General features: G+C 69.3%; 18 protein-coding genes. 8 read left to right on the top strand and 10 right to left on the bottom strand.

The features are described from left to right. Nucleotides 1-7: 7 nt before the first annotated feature. The 6 genes from H5407_RS05060 to H5407_RS05035 all read right to left on the bottom strand — a co-directional run bounded on the left by H5407_RS05060 (nt 8) and on the right by H5407_RS05035 (nt 5,001). Nucleotides 8-481: an STY0301 family protein gene (locus H5407_RS05060; protein ID WP_183103342.1), complete on the bottom strand. Its 474-nt coding sequence runs from the start codon at nt 479-481 to the stop codon at nt 8-10. Between the two features lie 7 nt (nt 482-488). Further along, nucleotides 489-878, bottom strand: coding sequence for a BPSL0067 family protein (locus H5407_RS05055; RefSeq protein ID WP_183103341.1), 390 nt, complete (start codon nt 876-878; stop codon nt 489-491). A 68-nt stretch (nt 879-946) separates the two neighbouring features. After that, entirely contained in the window at nt 947-1,792 is an 846-nt protein-coding gene (locus H5407_RS05050) for an HAD family hydrolase (RefSeq protein ID WP_183103340.1), read from the bottom strand. 145 nt (nt 1,793-1,937) lie between these two features. Then, entirely contained in the window at nt 1,938-3,683 is a 1,746-nt protein-coding gene (locus H5407_RS05045; protein ID WP_183103339.1) for a PhoH family protein, read from the bottom strand. A gap of 308 nt (nt 3,684-3,991) precedes the next feature. Next, nucleotides 3,992-4,471, bottom strand: coding sequence for a peroxiredoxin (locus H5407_RS05040; protein ID WP_183103338.1), 480 nt, complete (start codon nt 4,469-4,471; stop codon nt 3,992-3,994). 149 nt (nt 4,472-4,620) lie between these two features. Next, nucleotides 4,621-5,001 carry an Mth938-like domain-containing protein gene (locus H5407_RS05035; protein ID WP_183103337.1) on the bottom strand — a complete coding sequence of 127 codons (381 nt, stop codon included), beginning with the start codon at nt 4,999-5,001 and terminating at the stop codon, nt 4,621-4,623. Between the two features lie 195 nt (nt 5,002-5,196). Here H5407_RS05035 and H5407_RS05030 point away from each other — a divergent pair, with 195 nt between their 5' ends. The 7 genes from H5407_RS05030 to moaD all read left to right on the top strand — a co-directional run bounded on the left by H5407_RS05030 (nt 5,197) and on the right by moaD (nt 13,796). After that, entirely contained in the window at nt 5,197-6,423 is a 1,227-nt protein-coding gene (locus H5407_RS05030; RefSeq protein WP_183103336.1) for a pyridoxal phosphate-dependent aminotransferase, read from the top strand. A 34-nt stretch (nt 6,424-6,457) separates the two neighbouring features. After that, complete coding sequence (locus H5407_RS05025; RefSeq protein ID WP_183103335.1) at nt 6,458-7,780, top strand: homoserine dehydrogenase; 1,323 nt, start codon at nt 6,458-6,460, stop codon at nt 7,778-7,780. A 61-nt stretch (nt 7,781-7,841) separates the two neighbouring features. After that, a complete protein-coding gene (locus tag H5407_RS05020) occupies nt 7,842-9,185 on the top strand; it encodes a hypothetical protein (RefSeq protein WP_183103334.1) in 1,344 nt (447 codons plus the stop codon). Beyond that, nucleotides 9,175-10,884, top strand: a complete 1,710-nt coding sequence (locus H5407_RS05015) for a hypothetical protein (RefSeq protein ID WP_183103333.1) — start codon at nt 9,175-9,177, stop codon at nt 10,882-10,884. The genes H5407_RS05020 and H5407_RS05015 overlap by 11 nt, the downstream gene beginning before the upstream one ends. Next, nucleotides 10,881-12,290, top strand: coding sequence for a threonine synthase (thrC, locus tag H5407_RS05010; RefSeq protein ID WP_183103332.1), 1,410 nt, complete (start codon nt 10,881-10,883; stop codon nt 12,288-12,290). The genes H5407_RS05015 and thrC overlap by 4 nt, the downstream gene beginning before the upstream one ends. Continuing rightward, nucleotides 12,280-13,545, top strand: coding sequence for a gephyrin-like molybdotransferase Glp (glp, locus tag H5407_RS05005; protein WP_183103331.1), 1,266 nt, complete (start codon nt 12,280-12,282; stop codon nt 13,543-13,545). The genes thrC and glp overlap by 11 nt, the downstream gene beginning before the upstream one ends. Then, nucleotides 13,542-13,796, top strand: a complete 255-nt coding sequence (moaD, locus tag H5407_RS05000; RefSeq protein WP_183103330.1) for a molybdopterin converting factor subunit 1 — start codon at nt 13,542-13,544, stop codon at nt 13,794-13,796. Before glp ends, moaD begins: the two co-directional genes overlap by 4 nt. Nucleotides 13,797-13,814: 18 nt before the next feature. On the opposite strand, the gene H5407_RS24645 is transcribed toward moaD, so the two are convergent. Continuing rightward, nucleotides 13,815-14,417, bottom strand: coding sequence for a helix-turn-helix domain-containing protein (locus H5407_RS24645; RefSeq protein WP_183103329.1), 603 nt, complete (start codon nt 14,415-14,417; stop codon nt 13,815-13,817). 442 nt (nt 14,418-14,859) lie between these two features. Between H5407_RS24645 and speD the strand changes: the two genes are divergently transcribed. Then, the gene (gene speD, locus H5407_RS04990; RefSeq protein WP_183103328.1) at nt 14,860-15,249 is read left to right on the top strand and encodes an adenosylmethionine decarboxylase; all 390 of its coding nucleotides are present in this window, start codon (nt 14,860-14,862) and stop codon (nt 15,247-15,249) included. Between the two features lie 145 nt (nt 15,250-15,394). On the opposite strand, the gene H5407_RS04985 is transcribed toward speD, so the two are convergent. From H5407_RS04985 to H5407_RS04975, 3 genes are all read right to left on the bottom strand, one after another. After that, nucleotides 15,395-16,357 carry a dienelactone hydrolase family protein gene (locus H5407_RS04985; protein WP_183103327.1) on the bottom strand — a complete coding sequence of 321 codons (963 nt, stop codon included), beginning with the start codon at nt 16,355-16,357 and terminating at the stop codon, nt 15,395-15,397. A 147-nt stretch (nt 16,358-16,504) separates the two neighbouring features. Next, on the bottom strand, nt 16,505-16,708 hold the full coding sequence (locus H5407_RS04980; RefSeq protein WP_183103326.1) for a hypothetical protein: 204 nt from the start codon (nt 16,706-16,708) through the stop codon (nt 16,505-16,507). 356 nt (nt 16,709-17,064) lie between these two features. Continuing rightward, entirely contained in the window at nt 17,065-17,955 is an 891-nt protein-coding gene (locus H5407_RS04975) for an alpha/beta fold hydrolase (RefSeq protein ID WP_183103325.1), read from the bottom strand. Nucleotides 17,956-17,962: the final 7 nt, after the last annotated feature.

Below are 17,962 nucleotides of genomic sequence, written 5' to 3'. Positions count from 1 at the left end.
CTTGCGCTCAGTCGCAGCGCAAGCCCTCGATCCGCAGGCTGCGCCCCGTCGGCAGCAGGGCTTCCTGCACCTCGCAGCGCTTCGCGCCTACGGGCAGCGGTCGCACCAGGATCAGCGCGGTGTGGTGGTAGGAGCAGGCCAGCCAGCGCGCTTCCTCGGCGGGGGCGGCGGCCTGGACCGGTGAGAAGGTCCAGCCGTAGCGCCGCTGCCTGGCGGTCTTGTGCTCGAAGTCGGGCACCAGACGTGCGCCCAGGGCCGGCGGTCCCTGCAGCATCGACACCCCGCTGAGCCCGTGGACGGGCAGGCCGGGATCGGCCATCGCCTGCCAGGGCGCTGCGGGAGGGGCGCCCGGCTGCTCATGGACTTCCAGGCTGGCCGGGCAGTTCAGGGCGGGCGCTTCTTCGGGCGAGGCGGCCCGGACCGTGGTGGCCAGGCACAGCGCCAGCGCACAGACCCTCGGTGGCGTAGCAATTGGTCGCAATTCAGTCTCACTCGATGACGAAATACTGGCGGGCGCAATCGACGCGCGGATAGTCGGGCCGCTTCAGGTAAATGGTGCGGCGCTTGACCTCGCCCTGGCTGTTCCACTGGTCCAGCACCACGAGCCCCAAGGCGTTCTCCTCCAGGAAGATGGCGGCGTGGCGGCCGCGGCCGTCGCGGGGATAGTGGCCATGTTCGTCGAAGGTCGCAATGGCCGTGCCGCGGCGGATGCTGCCGGCGGGCGCGTTCACCACCTGGATGCCCTGGCGCCATTCGGGCGTGGATGGGGCGCCGGTGGCCTGGCGCACGTACTCCACGCACTCGGTGTGGCCGGTCTTGTTGACGAACTTGGCAGGACCGAAGGAGTCGGATTCAGCGATCTGGAGAAGGTAGGGCATGGACTCAGGCTGTCATTGGCAACCGGGTATGCTCGCCTGGATGGCCGGGGCCCTTGTAAACGGCTGTGTCAGCGCCGGGCGGCCCACTCCTGCTGCAGGAAGGTCAGCACCGCGTCATCGTCGTGATGCCCGATCACCGCATGCGCCTCAGCCTTGACTTCGTCGATGGCATTGGCCACGGCCACGCCGCGATGGGCCGCGCGCAGCATGGTGATGTCGTTGACCTGGTCGCCGAAGACCACCACCTCGCGCTCGGTCAGGCCGTAACGCTGGGCGAGGATGTGGATGGCCTGGTCCTTGGTGGCGCGGCGGTCGTGCACGGTGAGCCAGGGCCAGTCGGGGCGGTAGAGGTCCTCGTTGAGATGGCACTGCACCGCCTCGCCGAACTGGGTCTGGATGTCCTCCTGCAGCGCCTTCAGCGGGCCGTGGGTGCCGACGACCACCAGGGTCATCAGGGGCCCGCCGCCCAGCTCGCGGGCAAGGTCCAGGCATTGGCGCAGGCGCGGATCGCCGCTTTGCACGCGCTCGTTGACGAAATGCTGCTGGCCCTCGTTCTCCACGCCCTGCCAGCAGAGCCGGTCGCCCTCGGGCGTGTGGACCGAGAGAAAGGGCAGCTGCCCATGGCGGCGCACCAGGGCGAAGAGGGCCTCGCCCAGGGCGCCGTCCATGCCGTGCACCAGTTCGTGCCGGCCCGTGGCCAGGTCACTGATGAACGCGCCGTTGGACGAGATCACCGGCAGGCTCAGCGGCAGGCCAACCAGCAGCTGGCGGATGGACACCACATGGCGCGCGCTGGCCACGGTGAAGACCAGGCCCTGGCCCAGCAGTTCGGTGAGACCCTTGCGGGTGGCATCGGACAACTGGCCCTGCCGATTGAGCAGGGTGCCATCCAGGTCGGAGACATAGAGCGTCATCGCGTTTCAATGAAAAAGCGGCGCCTCAGCGCCGCCGGTGGTGCAGGCTGCGGGCCCGCGGTCTCAAGGAGCCGCCGGGCCGTCCCAAGGTTCCTTGCCCCCTCGGGGGAGCCTGGCGCGAAGTGACAGGTTTGGGGGCGCTGCCTTAGAGCACCTCGGAGGCAAAGTCCGCCAGACGCGAGCGCTCGCCGCGGGCCAGGGTGACGTGGCCGCTGTGGGCCCAGCCCTTGAATCGGTCCACGGCGTAGGTGAGGCCGGACGAGCCCTCGGTGAGGTAGGGCGTATCGATCTGGGCGAGGTTGCCCAGGCAGACAATCTTGGTGCCCGGGCCGGCGCGCGTGATCAAGGTCTTCATCTGCTTGGGCGTCAGGTTCTGCGCCTCGTCAATGATGACGAACTTGTTGAGGAAGGTGCGGCCGCGCATGAAGTTCAGGCTCTTGATCTTGATCTTGCTGCGCACGAGGTCGTTGGTGGCGGCGCGCCCCCATTCCCCGGCGCTGCTGTCACCGCGGGCCAGGACCTCGAGGTTGTCGTCCAGCGCGCCCATCCAGGGGCCCATCTTCTCTTCCTCGGTGCCAGGCAGGAAGCCGATGTCCTCGCCCACGGGCACCGTCACGCGGGTGACGATGATCTCGCTGTAGCGGCGCTCGTCCAGCACCTGCGAGAGGCCGGCGGCCAGCGTCATCAGCGTCTTGCCCGTGCCGGCGGTGCCGGTGAGGGTGACGAAATCGACGTCCGGGTCCATCAGCAGGTTGAGGGCAAAGTTCTGCTCGCGGTTGCGGGCGGTGACGCCCCAGACAGCGTTCTTCTGGTGGCCGTAGTCCTTGAGCGTGCGCAGCACGGCGCTCTTGCCGGTGATCTCGGTGACCTTGGCATAGAGCGGTGCGGTGCCCGGCGCTTCCAGGTAGACCAGCTCGTTGACCAGCAGCGAGGGCACCAGTGGGCCGCTGATGCGGTAGAAGGTGATGCCGCCCTGCTGCCAGCTTTCCATGGTCTTGCCATGGCGCTCCCAGAAGTCGGCGGGCAGTGCCTGCACGCCGGTGTAGAGGAGGTCGGAGTCTTCCAGGGTCTTGTCGTTGCGGTAGTCCTCGGCGGGCAGGCCCAGGGCCCGTGCCTTGATCCGCATGTTGATGTCCTTGGACACCAGCACCACTTCCCGCTCGGGCTGCTGCGCCTTGAGTGCCTGCACCACGCCCAGGATCTGGTTGTCCGCCTTGCCCTGGGGCAGGCCCTGAGGCAGCGGGGCGTCGATCAGCTGGGTCTGGAAGAAGAGCTTGCCGCCGGCCTCGCGGTGGCCGGTCTGGTCCAGGGGCAGGCCTTTGGCCATTTCCTCCAGCGTGCTGCTCTTGAGGCTGGCCGCCAGGGCGTCGAGGTCACGGCTGACCTGGCGCACGTTGCGGGCGACTTCGGTCATGCCCTTCTTGTGGCCGTCCAGCTCCTCCAGCGTAATCATGGGCAGGTAGATGTCATGTTCCTCGAAGCGGAACAGGCACATCGGGTCATGCATCAGCACATTGGTGTCGAGCACGAAGAGCTTGGTCGCGCCGACGGACTTGGGCTTCGCCGCCTTGCTCGTGCGGGCCTTGGCCGCCGGGGCCGGCGCAGGAGCCGCAGCGGCCTTCTTGGCGGCAGGCGCCTCGACCTGGGGTGCGCGGGCCTCGACGACGACGGGGGCTGCCGGCTCGGCCGCGCGCAACACCTTGGCGGTGCGCTGTGGCTTGGCCGGCATGGGTGCGGCGACCACGCTCAGCACGGGCGCGGGCGGGTTGGGTGCCGGGGCCTCGGGCAGGGCGGCCAGCACCGGTTTCTTCTTGCTGGGGACCAGGCTGGTGGCGTAGTCGCTCGAGTCCAGACGACTGGCGCGCTTGGTCGGGGGCTTGGGCAGTGGCATGAGGCGTTTGAAGGGACGGGTCAAGCCGTCCTTGGCAGTGGGGGCGAAGACCGCCACCCGGCGCCGGCATGGGGTCCTGAAAAGCAAAAAGCCGCCTTCGTCGGAGGGCGGCTTTGTTCAGGGCAGGGTCCGGAGCGCGAGGGCATGGTTTGATTATGCACAAGTCGCCAGGGCCCCCGGGGGACAGGGCCGGGCGGCGTCCAAATACAACAAAGCCGGTCTCGTCATCTGACAGGACCGGCTCGGGCAGGATACTGCGGGACTGGCCGCAGAACCCCCGAGGCCTCAGGCTGCCGCCCGGGGCTCGATCAGGCGGCTTCCTTCTTCAGCGACTTCACGGCCTTCAGGACTTCGTCCACATGGCCGGCCACCTTGATGCCGCGCCATTCGGCACGCAGCACGCCGCTGGCGTCGATCAGGAAGGTGGAGCGCTCGATGCCCTTCACCTTCTTGCCGTACATGATCTTGTTCTTGACCACACCGAACATGTGGCAGAGCTTCTCTTCGGTATCGGCGATGAGCTCGAAGGGCAACTCCAGGGTCTGCTTGAACTTGTCATGCGAGACCATGTTGTCGCGCGACACCCCCAGCACCACGGCGCCGGCCTTCACAAAGTCCTTGTGGCGGTCGCGGAATTGCATGGCTTCGGTGGTGCAACCCGGGGTATTGTCCTTGGGGTAGAAGTACAGCACCACCGTCTGGCCATGGAATGCCTGGGGTGTGAACTTCACGCCTCCGGTAGCAAGAGCTTCAATTTCCGGGAGGGGTTTGTTGAGCGCTGGCGTCATGTGGGCGTTTTTGCTAATAGGCCTGCCCGACTGGGCATAGCCTGCAATTATACGTTGAACGCCAAGCCCCGGCTTTGCCGACCTTTCGGGGGGGTGTCCGGGCTTGCCGGATGGGGGCGGCGCCGGGAGGGCGGCAGTCGCCGGGTTCCTCAGTCCTGTGCTTCCATCAGCAGCGCCGCCAGCACGGAACGGCCTTCGGCGGCCAGCACGTTGTAGGTTCGGCAGGCGGCGGCCAGGTCCATGGTCTCCAGACCGATGCGGGCCTCGATCAGGGCCCGGTAGCGCGCCGGCGGCACGAAGCGAAGGCGCTCGCCGCTGCCGAAGATCACCAGCTCGGGCCTGAGCACCAGGATGCGCTCGAAGGCGGCTTCGTCCAGGGCCTCGAAACGATCCACGCCCCAGGGCTGCACCTCGCCGCGCCACGGCACCAGCAGGCTGCTGCCATGGGGCTGGCCATTGACCCACACGCGGTTCTTCTCATGGCGGGAGATGCTGTTGCCGCCTTGCTGTTCGTCGAGCTGGAATTTCATGCCGGAGCGTGTGGGTAGATTCAGGAGAGTCCGAGGGAATTTCGGGAGCGAGGGGCAGGGCCGCAGGCCGGCCGACGAAGCCTAGCTGCGCGGCTTTCGAACCATGGGGAGCTCCATCCAGGGAAAGCCCTGCTACCCTGTTAAATTCTACGTTTTGCGGCGCAACATGCGCGGCACTCACGAGGAGTCCCTGTCTTGAACCCGATTTCCAAGTCCGCCAAGCTCGCCAATGTCTGCTACGACATCCGTGGTCCTGTGCTGGACAAGGCGCGCCAGATGGAGGAAGAGGGGCAGAAGATCATCAAGCTGAACATCGGCAACATCGCTGCCTTCGGCATCGCTCCCCCGGACGAGATCGTCCAGGACATGATCCGCAACCTGCCCGACGCCGCCGGCTACACCGATTCCAAGGGCCTCTTCGCCCCCCGCAAGGCGGTGGTGCACTACTGCCAGGAAAAGAACATCCGCGGCGTGACCGTGGACGACGTCTACCTGGGCAACGGCGCCTCCGAGCTGATCGTGATGGCCCTGAATGCGCTGCTGGACAACGGCGACGAGGTGCTGCTGCCCGCGCCCGACTACCCGCTCTACACCGCCGCCGTGGCCCTCTCGGGCGGCAATCCGGTGCACTACATCTGCGACGAGCAGAGCGACTGGATGCCCGACATCGAGGACATCAAGCGCAAGATCACTCCGCGCACCCGGGCCATCGTCGTCATCAACCCCAACAATCCCACGGGCGCGCTCTATCCGGAGTCGCTGCTGCTGGAGATCGTCGAGCTCGCGCGTCAGCACCAGCTGATCATCATGGCCGATGAGATCTACGACAAGACGCTGTTCGACGGCAACGTCCACACCAGCATCGCCTCGCTCTCGGAAGACGTGCTCACGCTGACCTTCAACGGGCTGTCCAAGAACTACCGCAGCTGCGGCTACCGGGCTGGCTGGATGGTGGTTTCGGGCGAGAAGCGCCATGCCCAGGACTACATCACCGGCCTGAACATGCTGGCCTCCATGCGCCTGTGCGCCAACACACCGGGCCAGTTGGCCATCCAGACCGCCCTGGGTGGCTATCAAAGCATCAAGGACCTGGTGGCCCCCTCCGGCCGCCTGTGCCGCCAGCGCGACCTGGCCTACGAGTTGCTGAGCCAGATCCCGGGCGTCAGCGTCGTCAAGCCGAAGGCCGCGCTCTACATGTTCCCCCGCCTGGACCCCAAGATCTACCCGATCGAAGACGACCAGCGCTTCGCCTATGAACTGCTGGCCGAGGAAAAGGTGCTGATCGTGCAGGGGACGGGCTTCAACTGGACCGCCCCCGATCACTTCCGACTGGTCTTCCTGCCCAATACCGACGACCTCCGCGAGGCCGTGGGCCGCATCGAGCGATTCCTGTCGAACTACCGAAAACGTCACGGGCGCTGAGTCGCCCCCCATCCAGCTAGAACGAGAACACACCATGAAAGCGATCAAAGTCGGCCTCCTTGGCATCGGCACCGTGGGTAGCGGCACCTTCAACGTGCTGCGTCGCAACCAGGCCGAGATTCGCGGCCGGGCCGGCCGGGGGATCGAGATCACCATGGTGTCGCGCCGCAATGTGGCGCTGGCGCGCGAGATCGTGGGCGAGGCGGCCCAAGTGGTGGCCGACCCGCGCGAGATCATCGCCAACCCGGAGATCGATATCGTCGTCGAGCTGATCGGCGGCTGCGGCGTGGCCCGTGAGCTGGTGCTGGAAGCCATCGCCGCCGGCAAGCACGTGGTCACCGCCAACAAGGCCCTGATCGCCGTGCATGGCACCGAGATCTTCGCCGCCGCCCGCGAGAAGGGCGTGATGGTGGCCTTCGAGGCCGCGGTGGCCGGTGGCATCCCCATCATCAAGGCCCTGCGCGAGGGCCTCACCGCCAACCGCATCGAGTGGCTGGCAGGCATCATCAACGGCACGACAAACTTCATCCTGTCCGAGATGCGCAGCAAGGGCCTGGACTTCGCGACGGTGCTGAAGGAGGCGCAGCGTCTGGGCTATGCCGAGTCCGACCCCACCTTCGACATCGAGGGCGTGGATGCCGCGCACAAGGCCACCATCATGAGCGCCATCGCCTTCGGCATCCCGGTGCAGTTCGACAAGGCCCATGTGGAAGGCATCAGCCAGCTGCAGGCCACGGACATCAAGTACGCCGAGCAACTGGGCTATCGCATCAAGCTGCTGGGCATCGCACGCCGCCGCAGTGACGTCGCCGGCGGCGGCATCGAGCTGCGCGTGCACCCCACGCTGATCCCGACCCAGCGCCTGATCGCCAACGTGGAAGGCGCAATGAACGCCGTGGTGGTCCAGGCCGATGCAGTGGGCACCACGCTCTACTATGGCAAGGGCGCCGGCGCCGAGCCGACCGCCTCGGCCGTCATCGCCGATCTGGTGGACATCACCCGCCTGCACACCGCCGACCCCGACCACCGCGTGCCGCACCTGGCCTTCCAGCCGGATTCCATGAGCAACACGCCCATCCTGCCCATGGAGCAGGTGCTGACCAGCTTCTACCTGCGCCTTCGCGTGGCGGACGAAGCCGGCGTGCTCTCGCGCATCACCACCATCCTGGCCGAGCACGACATCTCCATCGACGCCGTGCTGCAGCGTGAGTCCGCCGAGGGCGAGAAGCAGACCGACCTCATCATCCTGACCCACGAGACCCAGGAAGGCCGCATGAACACGGCCCTCTCACAGATGCAGAGCCTGCCCACTGTGCTGGCGCCCATCGTGCGCCTGCGCAAGGAGGAGCTGGCCTGAGGCCTTCGGGGCGGGTGCCCGTATCCGCCTCGCCCAGCCACCGTCCGCCGGATATGCCGCGATGACTCCAAGCGATCCGGGCCAGCTGCTGGATGACTTCTCCGCGCTGCTGGCCAACGATCCCGGTGCGCTCTCGACACAGAGCGGCTACTACGTGCCCAATCTGCATGGCACCGGGGCCGAGGACGTGGTCGCGCTGCTGGACCGGGCGATCCGGCGCAGCCACAGCGACGCCCAGCTCTACTACTTCAGCGGCCAGCGCGGGACGGGCAAGAGCACGGAGCTGCGGCGGCTGGAGATCCTGCTCAATGGGCAGCCGGGCACGCGCGCCTACATCATCGACGCGCTGGACTACATCGGCGACACCCACCCCATCGACACCCTGGACCTGCTGCTGGTGATCGCGGCCGCCTTCGCCGACCGCCTCAGCCAGCCCGACGCCCTGGGCTTGGACCAGGACCCCCGCGAGAGCCCCCTGCAGCGCTTCACCCACTGGCTGGGGGCCGAGGTGGAGATCACCGGTGTCACCCTGGGCGGGGTCAAGGCCGAGTTCAAGAAGCAGCAGCAGAGCATCGTGCAGCGCCTGCGCACCTTCGACCTCTCCCGCCAGGAGCGCGTGATGGCCGAGTGCCGCCAGCACATCGGGCAGATGGCCGAGGCTGTGCAGCGGCGCTGGCAGGCGCCCAAGATCGTGCTGATGGTGGACTCCCTCGAGCGCCTGCGCGGCATCGGCAAGGAGGCCTCGGAGATGTTCGACCGCGTGGTCAAGGTCTTCGACGGCGACATGAACCAGCTGCGCGTGCCGGGGCTGCACATGGTGTATTCGGTGCCACCCTACCTGCCCTATCTCACCAACATCAAGGCCCTGGTCCAGCTTTTCATGCTGGCCTCGGTGCGGGTCTGCGAGCCACCGGCCAGGGCCCGGCGCGCGCCGCGGGCGGGCGGGCTGGACGCCATGCGCCAGGTGGTCGAGCGCCGCTGCCCGCGCTGGCGCGAGCTGCTCAGCGAGCCCGCGCTGGACCGCCTGATCCTCACCTCTGGCGGAGACCTCCGCCAGCTGCTGCGCCGCCTGTTGCTGGACACCCTGGACGAGGCAGCATTCGCGCTGGAGCGCCTGCCCCTGGGCGAGGACGACCCCATCCTGCTTACCGTGGTGCAGCGCCATCGCGTGGAGTTCGAGAGCCTGGTGGTGCAGGACGAATACCCCCTGCTCAAGGGCATCGCCGAGCAGAACGCCCTGGATCTGCGCCATCGCGACGAGCTGTCCACCGTGGCGCACTTCTTCGATGTCCGCGCCGTGCTGAACTACCGCAACGGCGTGGACTGGCTGGATCTGAATCCCTTGCTCTGGGATCTCATCGCACGCTGGCAGCCCGCGGCGGCCGGCCACGACCGTGGCAACTGAGTCCTTCAACGCCCCCGCCGAGGCGGCCTGGTCCCGCCTGGTCCGCCGCGTGGGCCAGTTGCAGGGCTTTGGCTACATCGTGCTGTTCGTGTCCGACCCGGCGGTGCTGGCGCCGTTCAAGGCCCGTCTGGCGGGATGGATGGCTGACCGGGGCTGGCCCTGGATGGTGCTGTCCGAGCGCCAGCCCGCGGGCTTTGCCGAGCGCAGCATCACCGCGCTGTTCGACAGCCTCGGCACTGAGCCACCGCCCCGGCTGGTCTGGCTGGAGGCGCAGCGCGGCGCAGGCGAGCCCGCCTGGGAGCAGGCCCGCGGCGAGCTGCTGAGCCGGCTGAACGAGCGCCGCGGCCGCCTGGAGGCCGAGCTGGCGGGCACGCTGGTGCTGGTGCTGCCCGAAGGTGCGCAACGCAGCGCCGCCGGCCAGGCGCCGGACCTGTGGCATGTGCGCAGCCTGGGTCTGAGCCTGCCCGGAGAAGCCGCGGGGGGACGCAAGGGTCAGGTCTTGCCTGATGTCCGTCCCATGCCCATGCCCGCTGCGGAGCCGGCGCCATCTTCTGTCGCCGCGCCTGGCCCTGGCCACTTGTCGGGCGCCCTGTCCGGTGCCGCCGCGGACCTCTGGTTGCAGCGCTGGCAAGGCCTGCTGGCCGGCCGGACCATCGAACAGCTGGACCTGGCCGACGAAGCCCTGCTGGCTTTCGGCGTGAAGGACAGCCTGGCCTGCCAGGACGCCTTGCTGCGGCAGGGCCGTGCCGAGGAGGCGCTGGAGCTGGCGGATCAATGGGTCGATCTGGCCCGGCGCCGTAGTGCACAGGGCCGAGGCCTGCTGGACATCGCGACCAGCCGCGAGCTGTGCGCCGCCCTGGAAGGCCAGGAGCGGGCCCTGCTGCAGCTCGGCCGCCCGCAGCTGGCCCTGCCCCTGGGCGAGGCGCGCGTGGCCATCTGCCGCGAGCTACTGCACCGCCTGGGCGAGACGGCCGCCGCCCTGCAGGAGCTGGCCGCGGCGCTGGACCATCTCAGTCGCGTGGCTCAGGTCCTGGGCGATTGGCATCGCGCTGCCAGCGCGGCCGAGGACAGCCTGGGCGTGCATCGAAAGCTGGCCAGCCGCCTGGGCGAGACACCGGACAGCCTGCGCGCCCTGGCCCTGGCCCTGGACCGTGCGGGCCACGCGGCGCAGGCCCAGGGCGACTGGTACCGCGCCGGTGCCGTCTACGAGGAAAGCCTGTCCCTGCGGCAGTTGCTCGCCCGGCGCTTGGGCGACAGCCCGGAGGGGCTGCGCGACCTGTCCGACGCGCTGGACAACATCGGCCGCGTGGCCGAGGCGCAGGGCGACTGGGCGCGCGGTGCCGAGGCCTATGAAGAAGCCCTGACCCTGCGCCGCCAGCTCATCGAGCAGCAGGGCGGCCTGCCCGAGCGTCTTGCCCACAGCCGCGCGCAGCTGGCGCTAGGCGGCGCCGCGCCCGAGCTCGAGGCGGACCTCGCCTCCACCCTGCTCGATGCCGCCGCGCTGCCCGGCCCCCGGGCCCAGGCCTACCGCGAGGAGGCCGGCCGGATTCTCGCCGCCCTGCGCGCCCGTTATCCCGGCGCCGATCGCTACGAGCGCCTGCAGCAGCGATGGGCCCTGTCGAATGCGAGGTCCGCGGCGCCCCCGGCGCAGGCGGACGTCCCACCCCCTCAACCTCAAGCTGGAAGCTCAAGCAAGTGAAATACATCAGCACCCGTGGCGACAAGACCGAGCGCCGATTCTGCGAAATCCTGCTGGAAGGCCTGGCGCCGGACGGCGGGCTCTACCTGCCCGTGCACTACCCGCAGGTCGATGCCGCCACGCTGACGCGCTGGCGCGGCCTGGCCTACCACGAGCTGGCCTTCGAGATCCTCTCGCTCTTCATCGACGACATCCCGGCCGATGAGCTGCGCGCCCTCTGCGCCCGCACCTACACGGCCGAGGTCTTCGGCACGCCGGAGATCACCCCGCTCAAGCCCCTGGAACCGGGGCTGGCCCTGCAGGCCCTGTCCAACGGCCCCACGCTGGCCTTCAAGGACATGGCCATGCAGCTGCTGGGCCAGCTCTTCGAGTATGAACTCAAGCGCCGCGGCGAGACCCTCAACATCCTCGGCGCCACCAGCGGTGACACCGGCAGCGCGGCCGAGTACGCCATGCGCGGCAAGGCCGGCGTGCGTGTGTTCATGCTCTCGCCCCACGGCCGCATGAGCCCCTTCCAGCAGGCCCAGATGTTCAGCCTGCAGGACGCCAACATCCACAACATCGCCGTCGAGGGCGTGTTTGATGACTGCCAGGACATCGTCAAGGCCGTCTCCAACGACCTGGCCTTCAAGCGCGAGCACCGCATTGGCACGGTCAACTCGATCAACTGGGCGCGGCTGCTGGCGCAGGTGGTCTATTACTTTGCGGGCTATTTCTACGCCACGAAGTCGAACGCCGAGAAGGTCAGCTTCTGCGTCCCCTCCGGCAACTTCGGCAACGTCTGCGCTGGCCATGTGGCCCGCATGATGGGCCTGCCCATCGAGCGCCTGGTGGTGGCCACCAACGAGAATGACGTGCTGGACGAGTTCTTCCGCACCGGCGTCTACCGCCCGCGCGGCAGCGCCGAGACGCACGAGACCTCCAGCCCCTCCATGGACATCTCCAAGGCCAGCAACTTCGAGCGCTTCGTCTTCGACCTGCTGGGCCGCGACGGCACCCGCGTGAAGGCCCTGTTCAAGGACGCCCTGGAGCGCGAGGGCCGCTTCGAGATCGGAGCCGCCGAGAAGGCGGCCATCACGGGCTACGGCTTCGTCTCCGGCTCCAGCAGCCACGCTGACCGCCTGGCCACCATCCGCGCCACGCAGCAGCAGTACGGCGTCATCGTGGACACGCACACGGCCGACGGCCTCAAGGTCGCGAAGGCCTGGCGCCAGGACGGCATCCCCATGCTGGTGCTGGAGACGGCGCTGCCTGCCAAGTTCGCCGCCACCATCGTTGAAGCCCTGGGCGAGGAGCCGCCGCGGCCCGCGCACCTCCAGGGCATCGAGGCCCTGCCCAAGCGCGTCCAGCTGATGCCGGCCGATGTGCAGCGCGTGAAGGATTACATTGATGCCCATGTCCGCTGACACCGCTTCCCCCACGCCCGCCCGCAAGCCGCTGCTGAGTCTCGACGAGGCCCTGGCCCGCCTGCTGTCCACCGTCCAGCCCCTGGGTGAGACGGAGACCCTCTCCACCTTCGATGCCCTGGGCCGCGTGCTGGCCGCCGAGGTGCGCTCGCAGCTGGACGTGCCCCCGCACGACAACAGCGCCATGGACGGCTACGCCCTGCGCCTGTCCGAGCTGCCTGCTGACGGCACCGCGCTGCCCGTGAGCCAGCGCGTGCCTGCCGGCAGCGTGCCGGAGGCCCTGCAGCCCGGTACCGCGGCGCGTATCTTCACTGGCGCGCCCGTGCCCGCCGGCGCGGACGCCGTGCAGATGCAGGAACACTGCGAGGCCATCCCCGGCGAGGGCCTGGGCTCGGTGCGCGTGCTCGAACGCCCCGCTGCAGGTGCGGCCATCCGCCGTCGTGGCGAGGACGTGCAGGCCGGCAGCGTGGTGCTGGCCGCCGGCCATCGTCTGGACCCGGCCGCCCTGGGCCTGGCCGCCACGGTGGGCGCGGCCTCGCTGAGCGTGGCCCGCCGCGTGCGCGTGGCCCTGTTCTCGACGGGCGACGAACTGGCCATGCCCGGCGAGCCGCTCAAGCCCGGCGCCATCTACAACAGCAACCGCTTCACCCTGCGCGGCCTGCTGCAGCAACTGGGCTGCGAGGTGCAGGACCTGGGCATCGTGCCCGACACCCTGGACGCCACGCGCGCCGCGCTGCGCGCCGCGGCGAGCCGCGCGGACCTGATCCTCACCTCGGGCGGTGTGTCCGTGGGCGAGGAAGACCATCTGCGTCCCGCCGTCCAGGCCGAAGGGCAGCTGGACCTCTGGCAAATGGCCGTGAAGCCCGGCAAGCCCCTGGCCTTCGGCGCGGTGCACCGACCGGGCCAGGCCGGCCGCCAGGCCTGGTTCATGGGCCTGCCGGGCAATCCCGTGGCCAGCTTCGTGACCTTCATGCTGACCGTGCGCCCAGTGATCCTGAAGCTGCAGGGCGCTGCCGAGCTGGCTCCCAAGGCCTGGCCCCTGCGCGCCGACTTCGACTGGCCACGGGCCGACAAGCGCCGCGAGTTCCTACGCGCCCGGCTCAATGCCCAGGGCGGCCTGGACCTCTTCGCCAACCAGGGCTCGGGCGTGCTGAGCTCAGCGGTCTGGGGTGACGGTCTCGTTGACGTAGCGCCAAGCACGCCCATCCAGGCCGGCGATACTGTGCGCTTCATTCCCTTCTGCGCGCTGCAATGAGCTCCATCACCGTCCGCTACTTCGCTTCGCTTCGCGAGGCCCTGGGTGAGCAGGAGACCCTGCCCTGGCAGGAAGGCCAGACCCTGGGCCAACTGCGCGACGCCTTGCTGGCACGCGGCGAGCCCCATGCCAGCGCGCTGGCCCGCACGCGCGCCGTGCGCTGCGCCCTGAACCAGCAGCTGGCCAAGGAGACCGCCGCCATCCCGGCCGGGGCCGAGGTGGCGTTTTTCCCGCCGGTGACGGGCGGCTGAGCCGGCGGCGCGGGCGGGTCAGCCCGCCGACGTCCGCGCCCGGCGATAGCTGGCCGATGACCGTCCGATCAGCCGGTTGAACTCGCACCTGAAGTGCGCCTGGTCGAAGAAGCCCAGCGACGAGGCGAGAGTGGCCAGCTCGGCTGCCTCCTGTGATGACAGCCGGTGCACCGCTTCCTGCAGCCTGAAACGCTGGGCCACCCGCTTGGGCGGCACGCCCACATGAGGCCGGAAGAGCCGCTGCAGCTGCCGTTCGCTCATGCCCAGGATCTGCGCCAAGGCGTTGACGCTGACCGGCCCCTGTTCCGCTGCCGTGATGGTCATCGCTTGCTCGGCCAGGGCTTCGGGCCGCCGGGCCTGCTGGATCAGGGGCCGCCGGATGGCTTGCGCCTGGGCGCACATCGATGCCGCATCTTCGGCGTCCGGCACGAGGGGCTCGACGGCGACGCTGGAGCGGCCCCAGAGCGTTTCGGTGGACAGCACCCGGTCCGTGAGCCCGGCCACAGGGCCGGCCAGGAGTGGCCGCAAGCGAGGGCCCAGCACGCGGCCACGGCCCGCCAGCCGAGGCTCGAAGACGCGCCGCATCACGCCATGGACGGCCGCGCATCCCCGGTCGAACACCAGGTGAGCGTTGGGGAAGGGCAGGGTGCGCCGGCCGGGTCAATGATGCCGCGCATTCGCCTCGACCCGGTCGGGCGCCCTGGGGATCTCGGCTGTCCGCAAGTCGGCCTGCGGACTGGCGCTGATGCTGTGTGGCCTGTCACAGGCGGCCTGGGCCGGACCCGAAGTCGTGCAGGCGCGGCCGCACGAGGCCGCAGCATCACCGGAGCGATGGACGTCGAGCAGAGTGCCCTGGCGTTCCTGCTCGTCGTCACCGTCGTCCCCGACTCCGGGAGCGTGGCGCTGGCCGGTCTGAACGGTGTCCTGCGGATCGAGCGGCGGGAGGGGCAGCACCACAATCGCTTCATCCCCTGCACGCTGCCCGGGGCGGTGACGATCGGCCGCACGCGAACTCTCCGCGACAATCGCCGCATCCATCGCCGAAAGAACAGGACCCGGACTGATGCAAGGGCTGCACCTCACTGCCGATCTGCGTGGCTGCGATCCCGCGCAGGCCTTGATGACCGACCCCGCCGCCCTGCGCCACCGCTGCGTGGCGGCGGTGGCCGAGGCCGGTCTGGGCGCCGTCGCCGAGCTCTTCCATCGCTTCACGCCGGCCGTGGCGGGCGAGCCCAGCGGCATCACCGGCGTGGTGTTGCTCGCGGAGTCCCACCTGGCCATCCACACCTGGCCGGAGCTGGGCGGGGTGACGCTGGATGTCTACGTCTGCAACTACGGGGCGGACAACAGCGCCAAGGCCGAGCATCTGATGGACGCGCTGATCGCCGCCTTTGCCCCCGGCGAGGTGCAGTGCCAGGTCTTGCGCAGAGGGCAGGGTGCCTCAGCGCCCTGACAGCGCGGACCCGCCAGGCTGTGGGCGCCAGGTCCATGCGCTGCCGGAACCGGGTGATGAAGGCGCCGGGGCTCTCGCAGCCCTGGGCTGCACGGGCAGCGTTCCGATCTGAAGGCGCCCGTCGGCGCCGGCAGGCGGTGCGGGCCTAGAGCTGCCGCTCGAAGAAGCGCACCACCCGGGAACGCGCCAGCCAGGCCTGCTCTGCATCGGGTGTGAACTGCACGCTGGGCAGCACGCCGGTGCGGAAGTAGCTGCCCTGGTCGGCGTAGGGGTCCGTCACGGTCATGGGCACCATCAGGCGGTCCCAGCCATGGGTGGCGCCGGGGTAGCTGTTGACGCTGACGACGTTGCCGTTGCTGGCATTGGCCGACTGCGCCAGCGCTTGGCAGGCGGCGCTGCCCTTGTCGTAGTCGTCCCTGCTGCCGATCTGGATCATCACGGGCGCGCCGGTGAGGTTGAGCCACTGCACACCGAACTGCGCGGGCGTGGTGTTCAGCGTGGCCAGCAGGGCCGTGTTGTTCCAGGCATAGCAGACGGGGTAGTGCGCGACATGCGCCTTGAAAGTGCGACCGCCGCCGAACCGCCCGGCATACAGGCGCTCGGCTGCTCCCAGGCTCACCAGGCCGCCCCAGGAGAAGCCCAGCACGCCGACGCGGGTGCCATCGATCTCCGGCCGCTGGGCCAGGTAGGCCAGGGCCGAGAAGGCGTCCGGGTAGGTCAGCACCGGCGCGTTGGGGCGCTGGACGGCCGTGGTGACGCCCCGTGCCTGCCACATGTCGATCTGAAGGGTGGCGATCCCGGCCGCGTTGAGTGCGGCCTCGTAGAAGTCACCGCGGGCATCGATGCCCGCCGAGCCATGCAGGATGAGCACGGCGGGCAACTTGCGATGGCCGTGGCCGGCGCCCCGGCCAGCGTGCGCCGGCAGGCTCAGCTTGCCCTGGATGGTCAGCGTCGTGCCGGGCGCCGCCAGATTGGGCGAGGGGAAGCTGATGAAGGACAGTGCCGGCTGCCGGGCGTGCGCCAGGGAATCGTCCTGCGCGGCCTGCGCAGGCAGTGCGAGCAGCACTGCCGCCGCCCGGCCGGTCGATTTCAACCAATTCCAAACCATGCTTGCCTCCGATGCGCTTGTCGCGCGCAGTCCGGTCTTCCGGCTGCGCAGCACAGACGCTATCACCGAGGCTCGATCCGCACCGTCGGGACTTGCCTGGATGGCCGGGGCGGGCGGCGAGGGGCGGCGCGGCCGCTGCCTTCGGGATCAGCGCACCGGTTCCGGCGCGGGCCGGACGGACCACTGGGCCTGGGCGGCCAGCTCGTGCGCGGTGCGCTCGTCGGCGGTCACCAGGTACTCCTGGCTGCTGCGCTCGACGAAGTAGGCCGAGCGGTAGCGCTGCAGCAGCTCAACCAGGGCCTTGCGGGCCTGGCCGGGGGTGCCGGTGAAGGTGAGGGTCATCGTGGTCATGATGGGGTGTCCTTGCGATGCCGGCGCTGTCGGGCCGGTGGTCATTCCTGAACGCCTCGGCGCCCGCCCGGTTGACCGCAGGAGGCGCGGGCGCAGAGGGCAGGCCCTGCCTCGCGATGGCGATCTCATGCGGCCGGCGCCGTCCCCCCCTGCATTCCTGCCCCGGCGGCGGGTCTCATCACCATCCCACGACAGGGATGCACGAGAGTGGACTGAAGGGACTGAAGGGACTGAAGGGACTGAGGGGACCCGGTGCCGTGGCCTCGCCCTTCATGGTCGGCCTGCTGACAGCGTTGCCGAGCAGCGCGGCGCCTCTGCTGTGGCGGCGGGCACCTCCAGCGGCAACAGAGCCCGCCTCAGGACGCGCCAAGGCCGCCCAGGAAGCGCAGCAGCTCGGCGGCCGTCTCGTCGGGCAGATGGTCCGCGAAGAAGTGGCCGCCGGGCAGCGTTGCCGTGTGCACCTCGCGGCAGCGCTTGCGCCACTCCGCGGGGATGTCGAAGAGCGCATTCATCACCCCGCCCGCACCGTAGAAGACCAGGGTCGGACATTCGACAAGCCGCCCGGCGTCCACCTGGTCCAGGGCCAGGTCCACCGTGGCCGCGGCGCGGTAGTCCGAGCACGAGCCGTGGATCATGCCGGGGTCCCGCCAGCACCGGCGGTAGTCGGCGAGCTGCGCCGGGTCGAAGTCGCCCAGCTGCGCCTTGCCCCAGCCCAGCAGGCAGGTCTCGTAGAAGTAGTCGGGGTCCTGGCCGATGAGGCGCTCGGGGAAGGGCTCTGGCTGCTGGAGGAAGTACCAGTGCCAGTAGGCGGCCGCGACCTGGTGGCGGGTGTCCATGAACATGGCCAGGGTCGGCACGATGTCCATGACTGTCAGCGAGCGCACCGCTTCCGGATGGTCCAGCGCCATGCGGTGAGCGGTGCGCCCGCCGCGGTCATGGCCGACCAGGTGGAAGCGCTCGAAGCCCAGGCGGCGCATCAGGCCGAGCTGGTCGTTGGCCATGGCGCGGAACGAGTAGTTGGCGTTGTCGGGGCGCCTTCGTGGCTTGCTGGAGTCTCCGTAGCCCCGTAGGTCGGCGGTTACCACGGTGTAGTGCCGGGCCAGCTGAGGCGCGATGCGGGCCCACATGGCGCGGGTCTGGGGAAAGCCATGCAGCAGCAGCAGCGGCGGGCCCGAGCCACCGACGCAGCAGGCGATGTCGATCTCGCCGACCGTCACCCGCGATGTGCTGAATCCGCAGAAGTCCATGTGTCGC

Origin of the sequence: Mitsuaria sp. WAJ17 (assembly GCF_014174515.1) — a bacterium.
GTDB lineage: Bacteria > Pseudomonadota > Gammaproteobacteria > Burkholderiales > Burkholderiaceae_C > Roseateles_B.
Note: the sequence above shows the minus strand (reverse complement) of the source record. Positions and strands in the feature narration are given on the sequence as shown.